17 protein-coding genes are annotated in these 17,008 nt (G+C 66.9%); 7 read left to right on the forward strand and 10 right to left on the reverse strand.

The genetic code is table 11. The features are described 5' to 3' along the window. Positions 1-331: 331 nt before the first annotated feature. From GV161_RS24910 to GV161_RS24920, 3 genes are all read left to right on the forward strand, one after another. Positions 332-994, forward strand: coding sequence for a tetratricopeptide repeat protein (locus GV161_RS24910; protein ID WP_152014590.1), 663 nt, complete (start codon positions 332-334; stop codon positions 992-994). Positions 995-1,098: 104 nt separating this feature from the next. Next, positions 1,099-2,487, forward strand: a complete 1,389-nt coding sequence (gene der, locus GV161_RS24915) for a ribosome biogenesis GTPase Der (protein ID WP_152014591.1) — start codon at positions 1,099-1,101, stop codon at positions 2,485-2,487. Continuing rightward, positions 2,487-2,897: an NUDIX hydrolase gene (locus GV161_RS24920; protein WP_152014592.1), complete on the forward strand. Its 411-nt coding sequence runs from the start codon at positions 2,487-2,489 to the stop codon at positions 2,895-2,897. Before der ends, GV161_RS24920 begins: the two co-directional genes overlap by 1 nt. Before the next feature lie 111 nt (positions 2,898-3,008). Here GV161_RS24920 and GV161_RS24925 read toward each other — a convergent pair whose 3' ends face one another. The 10 genes from GV161_RS24925 to rpsF form a co-directional block, all read right to left on the reverse strand. After that, complete coding sequence (locus GV161_RS24925; protein ID WP_152014593.1) at positions 3,009-3,749, reverse strand: SDR family NAD(P)-dependent oxidoreductase; 741 nt, start codon at positions 3,747-3,749, stop codon at positions 3,009-3,011. Between the two features lie 19 nt (positions 3,750-3,768). After that, on the reverse strand, positions 3,769-5,238 hold the full coding sequence (purF, locus tag GV161_RS24930; RefSeq protein WP_152014594.1) for an amidophosphoribosyltransferase: 1,470 nt from the start codon (positions 5,236-5,238) through the stop codon (positions 3,769-3,771). A 141-nt stretch (positions 5,239-5,379) separates the two neighbouring features. Continuing rightward, complete coding sequence (locus GV161_RS24935) at positions 5,380-6,096, reverse strand: CvpA family protein (protein WP_152014595.1); 717 nt, start codon at positions 6,094-6,096, stop codon at positions 5,380-5,382. 193 nt (positions 6,097-6,289) lie between these two features. Further along, positions 6,290-7,714 carry a DNA repair protein RadA gene (radA, locus tag GV161_RS24940; protein ID WP_152014596.1) on the reverse strand — a complete coding sequence of 475 codons (1,425 nt, stop codon included), beginning with the start codon at positions 7,712-7,714 and terminating at the stop codon, positions 6,290-6,292. A 7-nt stretch (positions 7,715-7,721) separates the two neighbouring features. After that, the gene (gene alr, locus GV161_RS24945; protein WP_152014597.1) at positions 7,722-8,852 is read right to left on the reverse strand and encodes an alanine racemase; all 1,131 of its coding nucleotides are present in this window, start codon (positions 8,850-8,852) and stop codon (positions 7,722-7,724) included. Further along, positions 8,849-10,342 (reverse strand): replicative DNA helicase, encoded by a 1,494-nt coding sequence (locus GV161_RS24950; protein WP_152014598.1) that lies wholly within the window; start codon positions 10,340-10,342, stop codon positions 8,849-8,851. Before GV161_RS24950 ends, alr begins: the two co-directional genes overlap by 4 nt. Before the next feature lie 164 nt (positions 10,343-10,506). Then, complete coding sequence (rplI, locus tag GV161_RS24955; RefSeq protein WP_152014599.1) at positions 10,507-11,067, reverse strand: 50S ribosomal protein L9; 561 nt, start codon at positions 11,065-11,067, stop codon at positions 10,507-10,509. A gap of 37 nt (positions 11,068-11,104) precedes the next feature. Next, on the reverse strand, positions 11,105-12,049 hold the full coding sequence (locus tag GV161_RS24960) for a DUF2232 domain-containing protein (RefSeq protein ID WP_159650402.1): 945 nt from the start codon (positions 12,047-12,049) through the stop codon (positions 11,105-11,107). A 152-nt stretch (positions 12,050-12,201) separates the two neighbouring features. Further along, positions 12,202-12,447 carry a 30S ribosomal protein S18 gene (gene rpsR, locus GV161_RS24965; protein WP_038367644.1) on the reverse strand — a complete coding sequence of 82 codons (246 nt, stop codon included), beginning with the start codon at positions 12,445-12,447 and terminating at the stop codon, positions 12,202-12,204. A gap of 2 nt (positions 12,448-12,449) precedes the next feature. Next, complete coding sequence (rpsF, locus tag GV161_RS24970) at positions 12,450-12,899, reverse strand: 30S ribosomal protein S6 (protein ID WP_152014601.1); 450 nt, start codon at positions 12,897-12,899, stop codon at positions 12,450-12,452. 345 nt (positions 12,900-13,244) lie between these two features. Here rpsF and fabD point away from each other — a divergent pair, with 345 nt between their 5' ends. The 4 genes from fabD (at position 13,245) to fabF (ending at position 16,883) form a co-directional block, all read left to right on the forward strand. After that, positions 13,245-14,189 (forward strand): ACP S-malonyltransferase, encoded by a 945-nt coding sequence (fabD, locus tag GV161_RS24975; RefSeq protein WP_152014602.1) that lies wholly within the window; start codon positions 13,245-13,247, stop codon positions 14,187-14,189. Positions 14,190-14,219: 30 nt separating this feature from the next. Continuing rightward, on the forward strand, positions 14,220-14,957 hold the full coding sequence (fabG, locus tag GV161_RS24980; RefSeq protein ID WP_152014603.1) for a 3-oxoacyl-[acyl-carrier-protein] reductase: 738 nt from the start codon (positions 14,220-14,222) through the stop codon (positions 14,955-14,957). A gap of 369 nt (positions 14,958-15,326) precedes the next feature. Then, complete coding sequence (locus tag GV161_RS24985) at positions 15,327-15,560, forward strand: acyl carrier protein (RefSeq protein WP_043236751.1); 234 nt, start codon at positions 15,327-15,329, stop codon at positions 15,558-15,560. A gap of 57 nt (positions 15,561-15,617) precedes the next feature. Further along, positions 15,618-16,883 (forward strand): beta-ketoacyl-ACP synthase II, encoded by a 1,266-nt coding sequence (gene fabF / locus GV161_RS24990; RefSeq protein WP_152014604.1) that lies wholly within the window; start codon positions 15,618-15,620, stop codon positions 16,881-16,883. The last annotated feature ends 125 nt before the right edge of the window (positions 16,884-17,008 follow it).

Genomic DNA, 17,008 nt, shown 5'->3' on the forward strand with positions numbered 1-17,008 from the left:
GGGTTGGGGGCGGGAAAGCAGGGCTCGGGCCGTCTTCCAGTCCGGCCGTCTTCCAGTCCAGTGCCGAGCGGCACTGCCCCCCACCCGACCCTCCCCACCGCAAGCGGGGGGAGGGCTTGTGTACGGCATAGAGCGTCAGGCCTCCCTTCACGATGTCCTGGCCTAAACGGTCTCTGGCAGTCGAGTGACACTGCGCTCTGTCCGTTCCGGCTCGCATTCCGCCGGCAAAGATGCTACCCGGCATGCCGCAGCTTTTCAGCTTTGCGCGAATTCTGTTTGCTCGGCCGATTTGGGTCGAGCGGATGGCGCGTGAAGATCAATTCGAGGCGTCATGTCCGATATTTTCCGCGAGATCGACGAGGAGGTTCGCCGCGACAAGGCGGCGGCCGTCTTCAAGAAGTATGGCAATGTCTTCATCGCCGTCGCTGTGCTGGCGGTGGCCGGCGTTGCCGGCTGGCAGTTCTGGCAGCAGCAGGAGCGCAAGAAGGCCGAGGCCGTCGGCGCGAAGTTCGAGACCGCGGTCCGCGCCTCGCGCGACAACAACGCCAGCGCGGCTGAAGCGACGTTGACCGAGCTCGCCTCCAATGCGCCGGCCGGCTACCGGCTGCTCTCGCGTTTCCGCCTCGCGGCCGAGATCGGCAAGCGCGATGCGGCTGCCGGGGCGACCGCCTTCGACGCGGTCGCCAGCGATGCCGCGCTCGACCAGTATTATCGCGATCTCGCCCGCCTGCGCGCCGGCCTGCTGCGCGTCGACACCCTGCCCTATGCCGAACTGCGCAAGGAGCTCGAACCGCTGGCGACGCCGACCGGGCTGTGGCGCCATTCGGCCCGGGAATTCCTCGGCATCGCCGCGCTGAAGGCCAATCTCTTTGAGGATGCCGGACGCTGGTTTGACGCTGTCGTCGCCGACCCGCAGACGCCGCAGGTCCTGCGCCAGCGCGTCGAACTCTATCTGACGCTGGTGCGCGGCGGCCCCGTCACCATCAAGAACTGACATTGGGCGCCGCCGCCAGAGGCGGGCGCCCTCCAGGCTTGGGCCTCGTCCGGACAGTGGAGCCACTTTCCGGACGAGGCCCAATGCTGCATTAAAGACGGATCATGAGCGCCATCATCGCCATCGTCGGCCGGCCCAATGTCGGCAAGTCGACCCTGTTCAACCGGCTCGTCGGCAAGAAGCTCGCGCTCGTCGACGATCAGCCTGGCGTCACGCGCGATCGCCGGGAGGGTGAGGCCAGCCTCGGCCATCTGCGCTTCACGGTGATCGATACCGCCGGCCTCGAAGAGGCCGACAAGGATTCGCTCGCGGGCCGCATGCGCGCCCAGACCGAAACCGCAATCGACCAGGCCGACGTCATCCTGTTCATGATCGACGCCAGGCTCGGTCTGACGCCGATGGACCAGCCTTTTGCCGACCTGGTGCGCCGCTCCGGCAAGCCCGTCATCCTGCTCGCCAACAAGGCCGAGGGGAACAAGGGCAAGGACGGCGTCATGGAGGCCTATTCGCTTGGCCTCGGGGATCCCGTGCCGTTCTCGGCCGAACATGGCGAGGGTACTTCCGACCTGCTGGAGGCGCTGGCGCCTTACGTCGACGACGAGCCGGAGGAGGACGAGGAGGAGGCTTGGGCCGATGTGCCCGCCGAAGCCCCGTCCGACGAGGATGTCGATCCCAACCGGCCGCTGCGCGTCACCATCATCGGCCGCCCCAACGCCGGCAAGTCGACGCTGGTCAACAAGATGATCGGCGAGGAGCGCCTGCTGACCGGCCCCGAGGCCGGTATCACCCGCGACACCATCTCGGTCGAATGGGAATGGCGCGGCCGGCCGGTGAAGCTGTTCGACACCGCCGGAATGCGCAAGCGTGCCCGCATCGACGAGAAGCTTGAAAAGCTCGCCGTCGCGGATTCGCTGCGTGCCATCCGCTTCGCCGAAGTCGTGGTCGTCCTGCTCGACGCCACGATCCCCTTCGAAAAGCAGGACCTGACCCTGGCCGACCTGACCGAGCGCGAAGGCCGCGCCGTCGTGATCGGCCTGAACAAATGGGATCTCGTCGCCGACAAGCAGGGCCTGCTCGCCGAGCTCAAGGAGAAGGCACATCATCTGCTGGCGCAGATCCGCGGCGTCGAGATCGTGCCGCTCTCCGGCATCGCCGGCGAGGGCATCGACCGGCTGATGCAGGCGGTCTTCCGCTCCTATGAGGTCTGGAACCGCCGCGTTTCCACCGCGAAGATCAATCGCTGGCTCGAAGGCGTGCTCTCGGCCCATCCGCCGCCGGCAGTCGCCGGCCGGCGCATCAAGATCCGCTATATGACGCAGGCCAAGGCGCGGCCGCCGACCTTCGCGCTGTTCGGCAACCAGCTCGACCACCTGCCTGTGTCCTACATGCGCTACCTGACCAATAATCTGCGCGAGGCTTTCGAGCTGCCAGGTACGCCGGTGCGGCTCCATACCCGTGGCGGCGGCAACCCCTACGACAAGAGCAAGGGCTGATGCTGGAAACCGTCAGCGCGCTCTTCCTGCGCGCCGACGGGCGGGTGCTGCTCGGCCTGCGCGCGTCCTGGAAACGCGCCTGGGCCGATCATTGGGATGCGATCGGCGGCCGGGTCGAGGCGGGCGAAGCGCTCGACGAGGCGCTGTTGCGCGAATGCCGCGAGGAGGTCGGGCTGGTGCCGCAGACCTATCGGCTGATGCTATCCGCAGAAGAACGCTTCCCGGAGCGAAACGGCGCAGCGCTGCATCACATCTATGTCGTCTCGGGCTGGGAAGGTGGCGAGGCCGAGAACCTGTCGGATGAGCATGTCCGCATCGGCTGGTTTTCGCTCGACGAGATGGCGGCGTTGCCGAATCTGACGGTGCCGGATCTGATAGCGGTAGTGCGGGAGTATGCGGGGGCGGCGTAAAGGGCGCGTCATGCTCGGGCTTGACCCGAGCATCTCGTGACGGAAAGGCGCTCTTCTCGGCCAGAGATTCTCGGCTCTGCGCTTCGCTCCGGCCGAGAATGACGGCAGTTGCTACGCTGGCATCTGCGGCGTCAGCAGCTTGCCCTGCGGGAAGTCGAAGATCTTGCCGGTTTCGCTCCAGTCCGGCGAAGCGATTGCGACCAGATGCGGCGTCAGCTCTTCGGGCGTCTTCAGCGTCATCGGGTCTTCGCCTGGCATCGCCAGGGCCCGCATCCGGGTGCGCAACGGGCCGGGGTTGACCAGCATGACCCGCAGATTGGTGTTCCGGGTCTCGTCGGCATAGCTGCGCGCCATCGCTTCGAGCGCCGCCTTGGACACCGCATACGGTCCCCAATAGGCTAGGCCCTTATGCGCTGCACCGGACGACACGAAGATCGCGCGGCCGGATTCGGAGGCCTTCAGCGCCGGCTCGACCGATTTGAGCAGCCGCCAGTTGGCGCTGACATTGATGTCGAAGACCTCGGCCCATTCCTTCGTGCTGACATGGGTCAGCGGCGCGAGCGGACCAAGGATGCCGGCATTGGCAAGCAGGACGTCGAGCCTGCCCCAACGCTCGAGCAGGGCAGGGCCCAGCTTCTCGATCGCGGCGGCATCGGCGAGGTCGGCCGGCACCAGTGTCGCGCTGCCGCCGATCGCTCGGATCTCGTCGTCGAGTTCTTCCAGCGCGCCGGTGGTGCGCGCCAGCGCGATCACATGAGCCCCTGCCTCAGCAAAGGCGAGCGCAGCGGCGCGGCCAATCCCACGCGACGCGCCGGTGACGAGCGCGATGCGCCCTTCCAGAGGCTTGGTCATCGAAATTCCGTCGAAAGGATCAGCCGGCGGCCAGAAGCGAGATTTGCTGCTTGGCGCTCTCGCCGATGACATCGGTCAGCGAGGTCGGATAGTCGCCGGTGAAGCAATGGTCGGTGAACTGCGGCCGGGTCGCGTCGCGCTGCTCATGGCCCATCGCCTTGTAGAGGCCGTCGACCGAGATGAAGGCGAGGGAATCGGCGCCGACGAACTGGCGCATCTCCTCGAGCGTATGGGTCGCGGCGAGCAGCTTCTGCTGGTCGGGCGTATCGATGCCGTAATAGTCGGGATGGGTGATCGGCGGCGAGGAGATGCGGAAATGCACCTCGCGGGCGCCGGCCTCGCGCATCATCTTGACGATTTTCAGCGAGGTCGTGCCGCGCACAATCGAATCGTCGACCAGCACGATGCGCTTGCCCTCGACCACGCTGCGATTGGCCGAGTGCTTCAGGCGCACGCCGAGCTCGCGCACCTTCTGCGTCGGCTCGATGAAGGTGCGGCCGACATAGTGATTGCGGATGATGCCGAGTTCGAACGGGATACCGCTCGCCTGGGCGTAGCCGAGTGCCGCAGGCACGCCGGAATCCGGCACCGGCACGATCACGTCGGCCTCGGCCGGGGCTTCGGCTGCGAGCTGCGCGCCCATCGCCTTGCGGCGTTCATAGATGCTGCGGCCCTTCACGATCGAATCCGGCCGCGCGAAGTAGATGTACTCGAAGATGCAGGGCCGTTCCGGCACCGGCGGGAAGGGCTTGTGGCTCTCGATGCCCTGCTCGGAGATGACGATGACTTCGCCATTCTCGATCTCGCGGACGAACTTGGCGCCGATGATGTCGAGCGCGCAGGTCTCGGAGGTCAGGATCGGGCAGCCATTGAGGTCGCCGAGCACGAGCGGGCGGATGCCGAGCGGGTCGCGCGCGCCGACCAGCTTCTTGTTGGTGATGCCGACGAAGGCATAGGCGCCCTCGATCTGGCGCAGCGCGTCGATGAAGCGCTCGATGAACTTCGGCTTGCGGCTGCGCGCGACGAGATGGAGCAGCACCTCGGTGTCCGAGGTCGACTGGTAGATCGCGCCGTCACGGACGAGGTTGCGGCGCAGCGTCAGCCCATTGGTCAGGTTGCCGTTATGCGCCACCGCGAAACCGCCGCCATGCAGTTCGGAGAACAGCGGCTGGACGTTGCGCAGGATGGTCTCGCCGGTGGTCGAATAGCGGACATGGCCGATCGCCTGCTTGCCCTTGAGCTTCTCGATCACGCTCGCATCGGAGAAGGCGTCGCCGACCAGGCCGAGCTGGCGCTCGGTGTGGAAGCGCTTGCCGTCGAAGGAGACGATGCCGGTCGCCTCCTGGCCACGGTGCTGGAGCGCGTGCAGGCCGAGCGCGGTCAGCGCGGCGGCGTCCTCATGGCCGAAGATGCCGAAGACGCCGCACTCCTCGCGCAAACGGTCGGCGTTCGGATCGAACACGGCGTCGGCATCGTGGATCAGGCTCATCGCAAGGCTCCATCGCGGCTTCAATAGGTTCTCCGTTCGGCGGACGGCCGAACGGAGATAATCTGCCAACTACTTGTTAGAGCGTGGCGTCATCGCAAGAACGGGTGCCGTTTTTGTGATGAGGCCAGGCTCTGGTTCCAATCAGGGCCGGCGTTGCGCCGGGGCGGGCGTCGCGCCGGTGGCGGCCGGGGCAGTCGTATCGATCACGCGCTGCAGTGCCTGCCGGTCGGTGGCAGGCGCCTGGGTGCGGCGCTGCGGGTCGGCAGGGGCGGTGCCGCCGGCCGGCGGGTTGGTGCCCGGCGTGCGCGGCTCCTCGGCCGGTGCGTCGGTCGATTCAGGCGTCTTCGGCTGCAGCAGCTTCTTCACGAATTCCGAATCGATATCCTGCGGCAACATTGTGAGCAGGCTGCGGCCGGTTTCCTCCAGCAGGGGCTTGGAGCGCGAATCGCGTGCCCAGGCCGGCTGCATCTTCTCCGGCACCAGCGCGGTGAAGAAGAGATAGCCGACGACGGCGAGCAGCAGGCCGCGGGCGGCGCCGAAGACGAAGCCGAGCGTGCGGTCGAGCGCGCCGATGCGCGAATCGAGCACGAAGTCCGAGATCCGCGCCGTGATCAGCGAGACGACGATCAGCGTCCCCAGGAACAGCGCCGCGATCACCGCGACGAGCGCCACGGTCTTGTTCGGGATGTGCTGCTGCACCAGCGGCAGCAACTGCGGATGGAAGATCCAGGCGACGACGGCGGCGGCCGCCCAGGAGGCAATCGCCAGCACTTCGCGCGTCAAGCCGCGCACGGCTGCGAGCAAAGCCGAGATCAACACCACGCCGATGACGACGAGATCGAGAATGGTCACAGGCATGTCAGGGCCGCTTCGCTGCAAAATCGGGGCCGGCACGCGTCAAATGGGTGGGCCGGACGGATTTTGCTATACCTGCTCGCGTGCCGCGCGTCACCCATCCAGTCGGCTCATTTTGCACTGCGGGAGCCGGATTCGATCAGGTTATCCAAGCCGATCGGAGAATCCGCCTCTCCGCTCTGACATCGAGCCCGCTTCACCGGTCTGCTTGTGGAGCGCGCTGACTGGAACGAGCACGGGGAGCGCTTGCCGCGATTTCGGCAACGAGCTCGCCGACATGGCTGAGACGCCGCAATCTCAGGCCGTTGCCGTCGCCGATATCGGCTCCTGCAGAAGGTAGTACGGCACTCTCGAAACCCAGCTTGGCAGCCTCGCGCAGCCGGGCTGCCGTCACCGAGACCGGCCGAATCGCGCCAGACAAGGCGATTTCGCCGAAATGGACCGCGCCGGACGGCAGGATCGCCCCGGTCAGCGAGGAAACGAGCGCCGCGGCGACGGCAAGGTCGGCCGCCGGCTCGCCGACGCGCAGGCCGCCGGCGACGTTGAGATAGACGTCGTGCTGGCCGAGCTTCAGCCCACCATGCGTCTCCAGCACAGCCAGCACCATGGCAAGGCGGCTGTTCTCCCAGCCGACCACGGCACGACGTGGCGTGCCGAGCGCGCTCGGCGCCACCAGCGCCTGGATCTCGACCAGCACCGGCCGCGTGCCCTCGATGCTGGCGAGCACGGCGGCGCCCGGCGCATCCTGGTCACGCCCGGCGAGGAACAGGGCGGAAGGGTTGCCGACTTCGGAGAGGCCGGCGCCGGTCATCTCGAAGACGCCGATCTCGTCGGTGGCGCCGAAACGGTTCTTCTGGCCGCGCAGGATCCGGAAGGAATGGGTGCCTTCGCCTTCGAACGACAGCACCGCGTCGACCATGTGCTCGACAACGCGCGGGCCGGCGATCTGGCCGTCCTTGGTGACGTGACCGACCAGGATCAGGCAGGCACCGGAGGTCTTGGCGTAGCGGATCAGCGCTTGGGCCGAGCCGCGCACCTGCGTCACCGTGCCGGGCGCGCTCTCGACCTCCGAAGACCACATGGTCTGGATCGAATCGATCACCACGAGGGCAGGGCGCTCGCCCTGGCCGAGGGTCGCGATGATGTCCTCGATATTGGTCTCGGCGGCGAGGTCGACCGGCGCCTCGGCGAGCCCCATGCGCTGGGCCCGCAGGCGAACCTGGCCGGTCGATTCCTCACCCGAAACATAGACCACGCGCCGGCCGGTCATCGCCATGGCAGCGCAGGCCTGCATCAGCAGCGTCGACTTGCCGATGCCCGGATCGCCGCCGATCAGCAGGACCGAGCCCGGCACGAAGCCGCCGCCGGTGACGCGGTCGAGCTCGCTGATCCCTGAGACGATGCGCGGTGCGTCCTGCGTCTCGCCCTTCAGGCTCTCCAGCGCGAAGATGCGGCCGCGGGCTCGCCCGCCGGAGGGCGCCCGGCCGCCACCTGGGACCGGCGCAGCCTGAGCCTCTTCGGAGAGCGACGACCAGGTGCCGCAGGAATCGCACTTGCCCTGCCAGCGGTGGTAGACCGCACCGCAGGCCTGGCAGATGTAAGTCGGGCCGCGCTTGGCCATTTACGCCCTAGATCCCGACATAGCGCCGCGCATGGCGGCGGCCGAGGCTGGTCAGGATCTCGTAGCCGATCGTCTTGGCGCCCGCGCCGACCGTCTCCAGGTCGAGCTCGCCGCCGATCAGCGTCACCGGCGCGCCGCGCTTGGCCGTCTCGGCGGGGGCATCGGAGACGTCGATGATGATCAAATCCATCGAGACGGTGCCGACGAAGGGGCAGCGCACGCCGCCGACCAGCGCCGAGCCACCCTGCGAACGATCGGTCCAGCTGGCATTGCGCGGATAACCGTCGGCATAGCCCAGGCAGATGGTGGCGAGCTTGCGCCGACCCTTCGCCGTCCAGGTGCCGTTATAGCCGACTTGAGTACCGGTCTGGACCTCGCGCAGCTGGATGATCTGCGCTTCGAGCCCGACTACGGGCTGCATCGGATTCGGCTTTCCGGGCGTCGGATTGCCACCATAGAGCGCATAGCCCGGCCGGGTGAGCTGGTAGGATGGGCAACCCGGCAGGAAATGGCCGGAGGAATTCAGCAGCGAGGCGGGCACGCCGGGGAAGGCCGCGGCGACTTCGGCGAAGGCGGATACCTGCCGGGCGTTGGCCGGGTCGTCGATCACTTCCGAGGCGGCAAAATGGCTCATCACCAGTCCGATCCCGGCGGCGGCGATCACGCCGCTCTTCTCGCGCGCCAGGTCGAGCCCTTCGCCGGGCCAGAGCCCGAGCCGGTTCATGGCGGTGTCGACATGCAGAGCTGCCGGCCGAACCTTGGCGCCGCTCTGCCGGAAGCCGGCCCATTCGAGCAGCTCCTCATGCGAGCCTAGTACCGGCGAAAGATCGTGCTCGGCGTAGGCCCCGCCGGTTTCCGGCGCGAGGCCGTTCAGCACATAGATCGTCGCCTCCGGCGCAACGGCGCGGGCGCGCACCGCTTCCGAGAGATGCGCAACGAAGAAGGTCTTGCAGCCGGCCTTGGCAAGGGCCGTGACGGCCGGCTCGATGCCGATGCCATAGGCATTGGCCTTGACCACGGCGGCGGCTTCCGTGCCGGCGCGTTGCTTCAGCATGCGCCAATTGGCGACGAACGCACCGAGGTCGATCGTCAGGATGGCGCCGTGGCCGGCATTCTCGGGCGTGTCGAAGGCGTTCATTCGAGGCGCTCCGGTAGATGGCTCTGATCGGCCCTGTCGGAGAAGCGCGTCACGTCGGCGTCGAACTGCAGCGCGACGGTTCCGGTCGGGCCGTGGCGCTGCTTGCCGATGATGAGCTCGGCGAGCCCATGGGCTGCCTCCATCTCCATCACCCACTTGTTGTGCTCGTCGGTGCCCGGCCGGGGCTCCTTGCCCTTGAGATAATACTCTTCGCGATAGACGAACATCACCACGTCGGCGTCCTGCTCGATCGAGCCGGATTCACGCAGGTCCGAGAGCTGCGGGCGCTTGTCGTCGCGGTTCTCGACCTGGCGCGAGAGCTGCGAGAGCGCGACGATCGGGACGTTGAGCTCCTTGGCCAGCGCCTTCAGGCTGGTGGTGATTTCGGTCAGCTCCTGCACGCGGTTCTGGCCGGCCTTCGAAGAGCCGGAGAGCAGCTGCAGGTAGTCGATGAACAGGATGTCGAGCCCCTTCTGGCGCTGCAGGCGGCGGGCGCGGGCGACGAGCTGGGCGATCGAGATGCCGCCGGTCTGGTCGATATAGAGCGGCAGTTTCTCGATCTGGGCGGCCACGTCGGTCAGCCGGGCGAAATCGCCCTCAGTGATGCGGCCTTGCCTGATCTTGTAGGAGGAAATGCCCGACTGCTCGGCGACGATACGGGTGGCGAGCTGGTCGGCCGACATTTCGAGCGAGAAGAAGCCGACGATGGCGCCGTCGGCCGACTTGATCGTACCGTCCTCCTGGCGCTCCCCGCGCCAGGCCTTGGCCATGTTGAAGGCGATATTGGTCGCGAGCGAGGTCTTGCCCATGGCCGGGCGGCCGGCGAGCACGATCAGGTCGGAGCGCTGCAGGCCGCCCATCCGCGCGTCGAGATCGCGCAGCCCCGACGAGATGCCCGAGAGGCCGCCGGCGCGCTGGAAGGCGCTCGCCGCCATGTCGATGGCGAGCCGCAGCGCCCCGTCGAATTTCTGGAAGCCGCCTTCGTAGCGGCCCTTCTCGGCGAGTGCGTAGAGCTTGCGCTCGGCATCCTCGATCTGCTCGCGCGGCGCCATGTCGACCGGCGCGTCATAGGCGACGTTGACCAACTCCTCGCCGACGCCGATCAGCTGGCGGCGGACAGCGAGGTCGTAGACAGTCCGGCCATAGTCGGCAGCGTTGATGACGGTCGTCGCCTCGGCCGCGAGCCGGGCGAGGTATTGCGGTGCGGTGATGCCGCCGAGATCGATTTCGCCGACGAAGGTCTTGAGCGTGATCGGCGTCGCGATCTTGCCCGCCCGGATCATGCTGCTCATCAGCTCGAAGATCCGCCGGTGCAGCTCCTCGAAGAAGTGCTCGGGCTGCAGGAAGTCCGAGACCCGGTAGAAGGCGTCGTTGTTGACCAGGATGGCACCCAGCAGCGCCTGCTCCGCCTCGATATTGTGCGGCTGGACGCGGAAGTTCGCCTCGTGACTGGTTTCGAGGCGGGCGACGAGGGCGGTGGCAGTGGCCATAGCCTGCAGGCAATCTCGCTAGGATGAGTCGGAACTGGTTCACTCTAGCATTTGCCAGCGCTTGGCGAGTGTCAGGAACGCAATCCACCCCAGTTCACAGGCGATACGAAAAGGGCGCCGTGTTGCCACGGCGCCCATTGACTCGTGCAAGCCTCTGAAAGGGCTCAGCGGTCGTCGCCGGCCTCGGCCAGCGCCGCGCCGACTTCGAGGCCGAGATCGTCGAGGTCGAACTCCTCGCGGGCGGTGACGTTCTCGCCGGCGGCCTGACGCTGGGCCTCTTCAGCCGAGCGGGCGATGTTGACGGTCACGGTGACCGAGACTTCCGGGTGCAGCACGACCGGGACGGTGTGCAGGCCGAGCGTCTTGATCGGGGTGTTGAGCGTGACCTGGTTGCGGTCGACGGTGAAGCCCTCGGCGCCCAGCGCCTCGGCGATGTCGCGGGTCGAGACCGAGCCGTAGAGCACGCCGGATTCGCCCGACTGGCGCAGGATCACCACCGACTGCCCGTTCAGGTTCTCGGCGACCGAGTCGGCCTCGCGCTTCAGCTCGAGGTTGCGGGTTTCGAGCTGGGCGCGCTGGGTCTCGAAGCGCTTCTTGTTGTCCTCGGTGGCGCGCAGGGCCTTGCCGCGGGCGAGCAGGAAATTGCGGGCATAGCCGTCGCGCACGCGGACGGTCTCGCCCATCTGGCCAAGCTTGGCGACGCGTTCGAGCAGAATCACTTCCATGGGTCTTCTCCTTTGAGTTCTTGAGAGGCGTTTGGGTTTAGGCAGCAGGCGACGCCGGCGGCTTGCGCCGGCGAAGGTCGATCAGCGCGTCGGCGATGCCGAGCAGCGCGAGGAATGGAAAGACGGTGATCAGCATGATCACGAGCGCGAGATAGATCGCGAGCAGGGTCGGCGTCCGCCAGGACTTGCCCCGGCTGAGGTCGTGGACGGCGGCGAGCCCGGCTAGGCCGAAGGCGGCGATCAGCGCGCCCGCCAGGGCTGCGCCGACCAGGCCGATGAAGCCGCCGGCGAAGCTGAGCAGGATGCCGCCGACGAGCCCGGCCACGGCCTGCGCCGGCAGGCGGGTCGAAGGGATGAGGGGCCAGGGCCGGGGCAGGCGGCCGGAGAGCCGCACTGCCTTTGCCGCCAGCCAGAGATTGGCGACGATCATCGGCACGAAGGAGGCGCCGGCGGCGGCAGGCACCAGGGCGGCGAGCTGGGCCGCGATCTCGGCGGCGTCGACGCCGGCCGGCAGCCGTACCACCGGGCCGATGCCTTCGCCGCCGCTGAGCACGAGCTGCAGGCCGTGCGTCATCACGCGGCGATAGGTCTCGAAATCGGTTGAGATCGCGAGCGCGCCGCCGACCGTCACCAGCGTCGCGACGGCGGCGATCCAGACCAGCAGGCGTCCGAGCGGATACCATTCGCCGTTGCCCTGGTCGTCGTTGCGGGCCAGCAAAGCGAGATAGGCGATCCACCAGGCTGGCAGGGCCGCGCCGATGGCGAAAGCAAGCCCGAGCGAGAGCTTGAGCACGACGGTGACCGCGAGCGTGCCGGAAGCGACCGCAACCAGCCCGGCGCGGTGGTTCCAGCCGAGTGCTGCGATGAAGACGGGGAGCGGGGCGACATAGGACAACAGCAACGCCAGCGGCGATCCGGTGATCACCACTGTGAACAGAAGGGCTGAAACCAGCCCGGCGCCGATGCCGACGATGGGGAGCATATCCGTCCTGCTGTCCCGCTGCTCGAAAAGGGCAGGGTGAGAGGCTGATCGCCTCAACATACCAGACGGGTTTTCACCGCCTGGCGACTAAGTCGTGTCAGTTGTTAGAAAACCCGGCGGCGCTTGGCACCGCCGGGGAAACTCTCACCCGCTCAGCGGATGACGTAGGGCAGCAGGCCGAGGAAGCGGGCGCGCTTGATCGCCTGGGCGAGCTCGCGCTGCTTCTTGGCCGAGACGGCCGTGATGCGCGACGGCACGATCTTGCCACGCTCGGAGATGTAGCGCGAGAGCAGGCGCACATCCTTGTAGTCGATCTTCGGCGCGCCCTCGCCCGAGAACGGGCAGGACTTGCGGCGGCGGAAGAAGGGGCGGCGGGCGCCGGCAGATGCAGTCGACATGCTCAGGCCTCCCCAGCAGTGGTTTCGGTGGTCGCTTCGTCTTCACGACGCGGGCGCTCGCGGCGCGGGCCGCGGTCGAAACGGTCGCCGCCCGGACCACGGTCGAAGCGGTCGCTACGCTCGTCGCGGTCGCGCTTCTGCAGCATGACCGACTGACCTTCCTCGAGCTCCTCGACGCGGATGGTCATGAAGCGCAGCACGTCCTCGTTGATGCGCATCTGGCGCTCCATCTCGGCGACGGCCGCCGCGGGAGCGTTGATGTTCAGGAGCGAGTAGTGCGCCTTGCGGTTCTTCTTGATGCGATAGCCCAGCGACTTCACACCCCAGTACTCGACCTTGGGGACGGAACCGCCATTCGCCTCGACGATGCCCTTGAACTGCTCGACAAGGGCCTCGACCTGCTGCGCGCTGACATCTTGCCGCGCGAGCAGAACGTGCTCGTACAATGCCATGATTGGCCTTTCTTCGTTCACCGGTTTCGTTCGACGCGGAGCCCTCCGAGCCCTGGATAAAGGCCCGACAGGATTTCTTCGAAGGCGGAGACACGGGACGGCGGCCCTTTGATGAGGAGCCTACGAAACGCTTCCTTGTGAGAATCGCTTCGCCGTCCGTTCAGCCTCCGGCCGAACAAACCGAGGCGGTCGTTACAGCGGGACGTCCCGGCATGCAAGCGCAAAACACCGAAAAATGCCGGTGAAGGTCGACTTTCGTCGCGTAAGCGCCTTGACTTGGCTGGCTGCACGGTGCGACTGCGCCTCGACTTGTTAACCAAGCATCGTTTTCAGGACCATTGCGACATGGCGACGGCTTTCATCTTTCCAGGGCAGGGTTCGCAGGCGGTCGGCATGGGCAAGGCGCTCGCCGAAGCCTTTCCGGTGGCGCGCGCCGTCTTCGACGAGGTCGATGCCGCGCTCTCGCAGAAGCTCTCCACCTTGATGTGGGAAGGGCCGGGCGAGGAATTGACCCTGACCGCCAATGCCCAGCCGGCGCTGATGGCGGTGAGCCTGGCTGCGATCCGGGTGCTCCAAGCCGAGGCCGGGCTCTCGCTCAAGACTGACGCCGCCTTCGTTGCCGGCCATTCGCTCGGCGAGTACTCGGCGCTGGCTGCGGTCGGCACCTTCTCGATCAGTGATGCGGCCCGCTTGCTGCGCATCCGCGGTGACGCCATGCAGAAGGCGGTGCCGGCCGGCGAGGGTGCCATGGCGGCGCTGCTCGGTGTCGAGCTCGACCAGGCCCGCGCGATCGCGGCCGATGCCGCGCAGGGCCAGGTCTGCCAGGTGGCCAATGACAATGGCGGCGGCCAGGTCGTGCTCTCCGGCGCCAAGGCTGCGGTCGAGCGGGCGATCGCGCTTGCCGGCGAACGCGGTGTGCGCCGTGCCATGCTGTTGCCGGTCTCGGCGCCTTTCCATTGTGCCCTGATGCAGCCGGCGGCCGAAGCGATGCAGGCGGCGCTCGCCGAGGTCACGATGCAGGCGCCGGTGGTGCCGGTCATGGCCAATGTCGGCGCCGCGCCTCTGAGCGATGCGGCCGCCATCCGAGCCTCGCTGGTGGCGCAGGTCACAGGAACCGTGCGCTGGCGCGAATGCGTCGAGGCGATGGCGGCGGCCGGCGTTACCCAATTCTATGAAGTTGGCTCGGGCAAGGTGCTCGCCGGCCTGGTGAAGCGTATCGCGGCAGGAACCGCTGCGGCGTCGATCGGCACCCCCGACGACATCGCGGCTTACAAGGCCCAGAAGGGCTGACCGGCTGCAAGCCGGGATAGGGGAGGCACAATGCTCGATCTGACGGGTAAGAAAGCGCTGGTCACCGGCGCCACCGGCGGCCTTGGCGGCGCCATCGCGCGCAAGCTCCATGCCCAGGGCGCGACCGTGGCCTTGTCCGGCACGCGTGTCGAGGCGCTGGAGGCGTTGGCGAAAGAACTCGGCGAGCGGGCCGAGGTCACGCCCTGCGATCTGTCGGATCGCGATTCGGTCGAGGCGCTGGTGCCGGCTGCCGAGGCCAAGCTCGGCGGGCTCGACATCCTCGTCAACAATGCCGGCGTCACCCGCGACAATCTCTTCATGCGCCTCAAGGACGATGACTGGGACCTGGTCCTCGCCGTCAACCTGACTGCGGCCTTCCGGCTCTCGCGCGCGGCAGTGAAGAGCATGATGCGCCGGCGCTATGGCCGCATCGTCTCGATCGGCTCGGTGGTCGGCACCAGCGGCAATCCGGGGCAGGGCAACTACGCGGCATCCAAGGCCGGCCTGATCGGCATGTCGAAGTCGCTGGCCGCCGAGGTTGCGAGCCGCAACATCACCGTCAACGTCGTCGCTCCCGGTTTCATCGAGTCGCCGATGACCGACGTACTGAACGACAAGCAGCGCGAGGGCATCCTCGCCGACGTGCCGATGGGCCGGCTCGGGCGGGGGGCGGACGTTGCGGCGGCCGTGGCCTATCTCGCCAGCGAGGAAGCGGGTTACGTCACCGGGCAGACCCTGCACGTCAACGGCGGAATGACAATGATCTGAACAGGTTGGCTTGGTCTTCTAATACACTCGAAGGTTTGAGTTCCGCTCTCGCCAGCCTATTACGAGTGTGTTAATGACCCAGCCGGCCAAGCGCCGGTCGGTGTTTAGAGTTGGATCTGATCAGGCTGAATCAGCCTGATCGATAAATCCGTCTCTAGGTTCTTGTTGGAGAGCGCGTGCTTCGATCAGATTGCGTTGCAATCTGATCGGCGCGTGCTCTTGGGACTTGACGCCGGCCCGGTTGTTGCGTTTGTGCAGCCATGAACTCCCGGCGTGGTCCGCCGCCAGGCGAAGGATCCGGGCCGGGAAATCAGTTTCACCCACGCGTCGCTGTCAGCGGTGTGTTTTTGAGGTTTGAGGGAAAGACCCATGAGCGATGTCGCCGAGCGCGTGAAGAAGATCGTGATCGAGCACCTCGGCGTTGAGCCGGAGAAGGTTGTCGAGGGCGCCAATTTCATCGAGGACCTCGGTGCCGACAGCCTCGACACCGTCGAGCTGGTCATGGCTTTCGAGGAAGAGTTCGGCGTCGAGATCCCGGACGACGCGGCCGAGACGATCGTGACCGTCGGCGACGCGGTCAAGTTCCTGTCGAAGTCGGCCTGACAAGGCCTTGGCCCCGGCGCGCGCTCATGCGCGCCGGAGCTGAATTGAGGAAGACCGATGCGGCGCGTCGTCGTCACCGGACTGGGCATGGTGACTCCGCTCGGATGCGGGGTCGAGCCGAGCTGGTCACGCATTCTGGCTGGCGAAAGCGGTGCCGGCCCGATCACCACTTTCGATGTCTCCGACCTGCCGGCCCAGATCGCCTGCAATATTCCGCGCGGCGACGGCTCGAACGGCACCTTCAATCCCGACGATTGGATGGAGCCGAAGGAGCAGCGCAAGGTCGACGATTTCATCATTTTCGCCATGGCTGCGGCGACGCAGGCCCTGCGTGACTCCGGCTGGAAACCCGAAAGCTATGAGGACCAGATCGCGACTGGCGTCGCCATCGGTTCCGGCATCGGCGGGCTTGGCGGCATCTATGAAGCCTCGCTGCTGCTGAAGGAGCGCGGCCCACGCCGGCTCTCGCCCTTCTTCATCCCCGGCCGCCTCAGCAATCTTGCCGCCGGCTATGTCTCGATCGAGCACGGGCTGAAGGGCCCGAACCACGCCGTCGTCACCGCCTGCTCGACCGGCGCCCACGCCATCGGCGACGCTGCCCGCATGGTCGCGCTCGGCGATGCCGAGGTCATGCTGGCAGGCGGCGCCGAATCGGCGATCAACCGCATCGGCATTGCCGGATTCTGCGCCTGCCGCGCGCTCTCGACCGGTTTCAACGAGACGCCTGAGAAGGCCTCGCGCCCTTATGACAAGGATCGCGACGGCTTCGTCATGGGCGAGGGCGCCGGCGTCGTCGTGCTCGAGGAGCTCGAGCATGCCAGGGCCCGTGGCGCGCGCATCTATGCCGAGGTCGTCGGCTACGGCATGTCGGGCGACGCCTATCACATCACCTCGCCTTCCGAAGATGGCGACGGCGCCTATCGCTGCATGCAGGCGGCGCTGAAGCGCGCGGGTCTGCGCGCCTCGGATGTCGACTACATCAACGCGCACGGCACCTCGACGCAGGTCGGCGACGAGATCGAACTGCGTGCCGTCGAGCGCCTGCTCGCCAATGCGCCGAACCGGCCGGCCATGTCCTCGACCAAGTCGGCGACCGGCCATCTGCTCGGTGCGGCTGGCGCGATCGAGGCGATCTTCTCGGTGCTGGCGATCCGTGACCAGATGGTGCCGCCGACGATCAATCTCGACAACCCGTCCGTCGAGACCGAGCTCGATCTCGTGCCGCACAAGGCCAAGAAGCGGAAGGTCGACATCGTCCTGTCGAATTCGTTCGGCTTCGGCGGCACCAATGCTTCGCTGGTGATGCGCCGCCTCGTCGACTGAGGGCAAGCGCGCTTTCGCCACAATTTTCGCTAGGCATATTGCGCAAAAGTGGAACTCACTTTTGCGAGGAGAACATGTCCAGCATATCGAGCTTGCGCGAATTCGTTCCGTTCGGCTGGTTCCAG

Source organism: Bosea sp. 29B, from assembly GCF_902506165.1.
Taxonomy (GTDB): domain Bacteria; phylum Pseudomonadota; class Alphaproteobacteria; order Rhizobiales; family Beijerinckiaceae; genus Allobosea.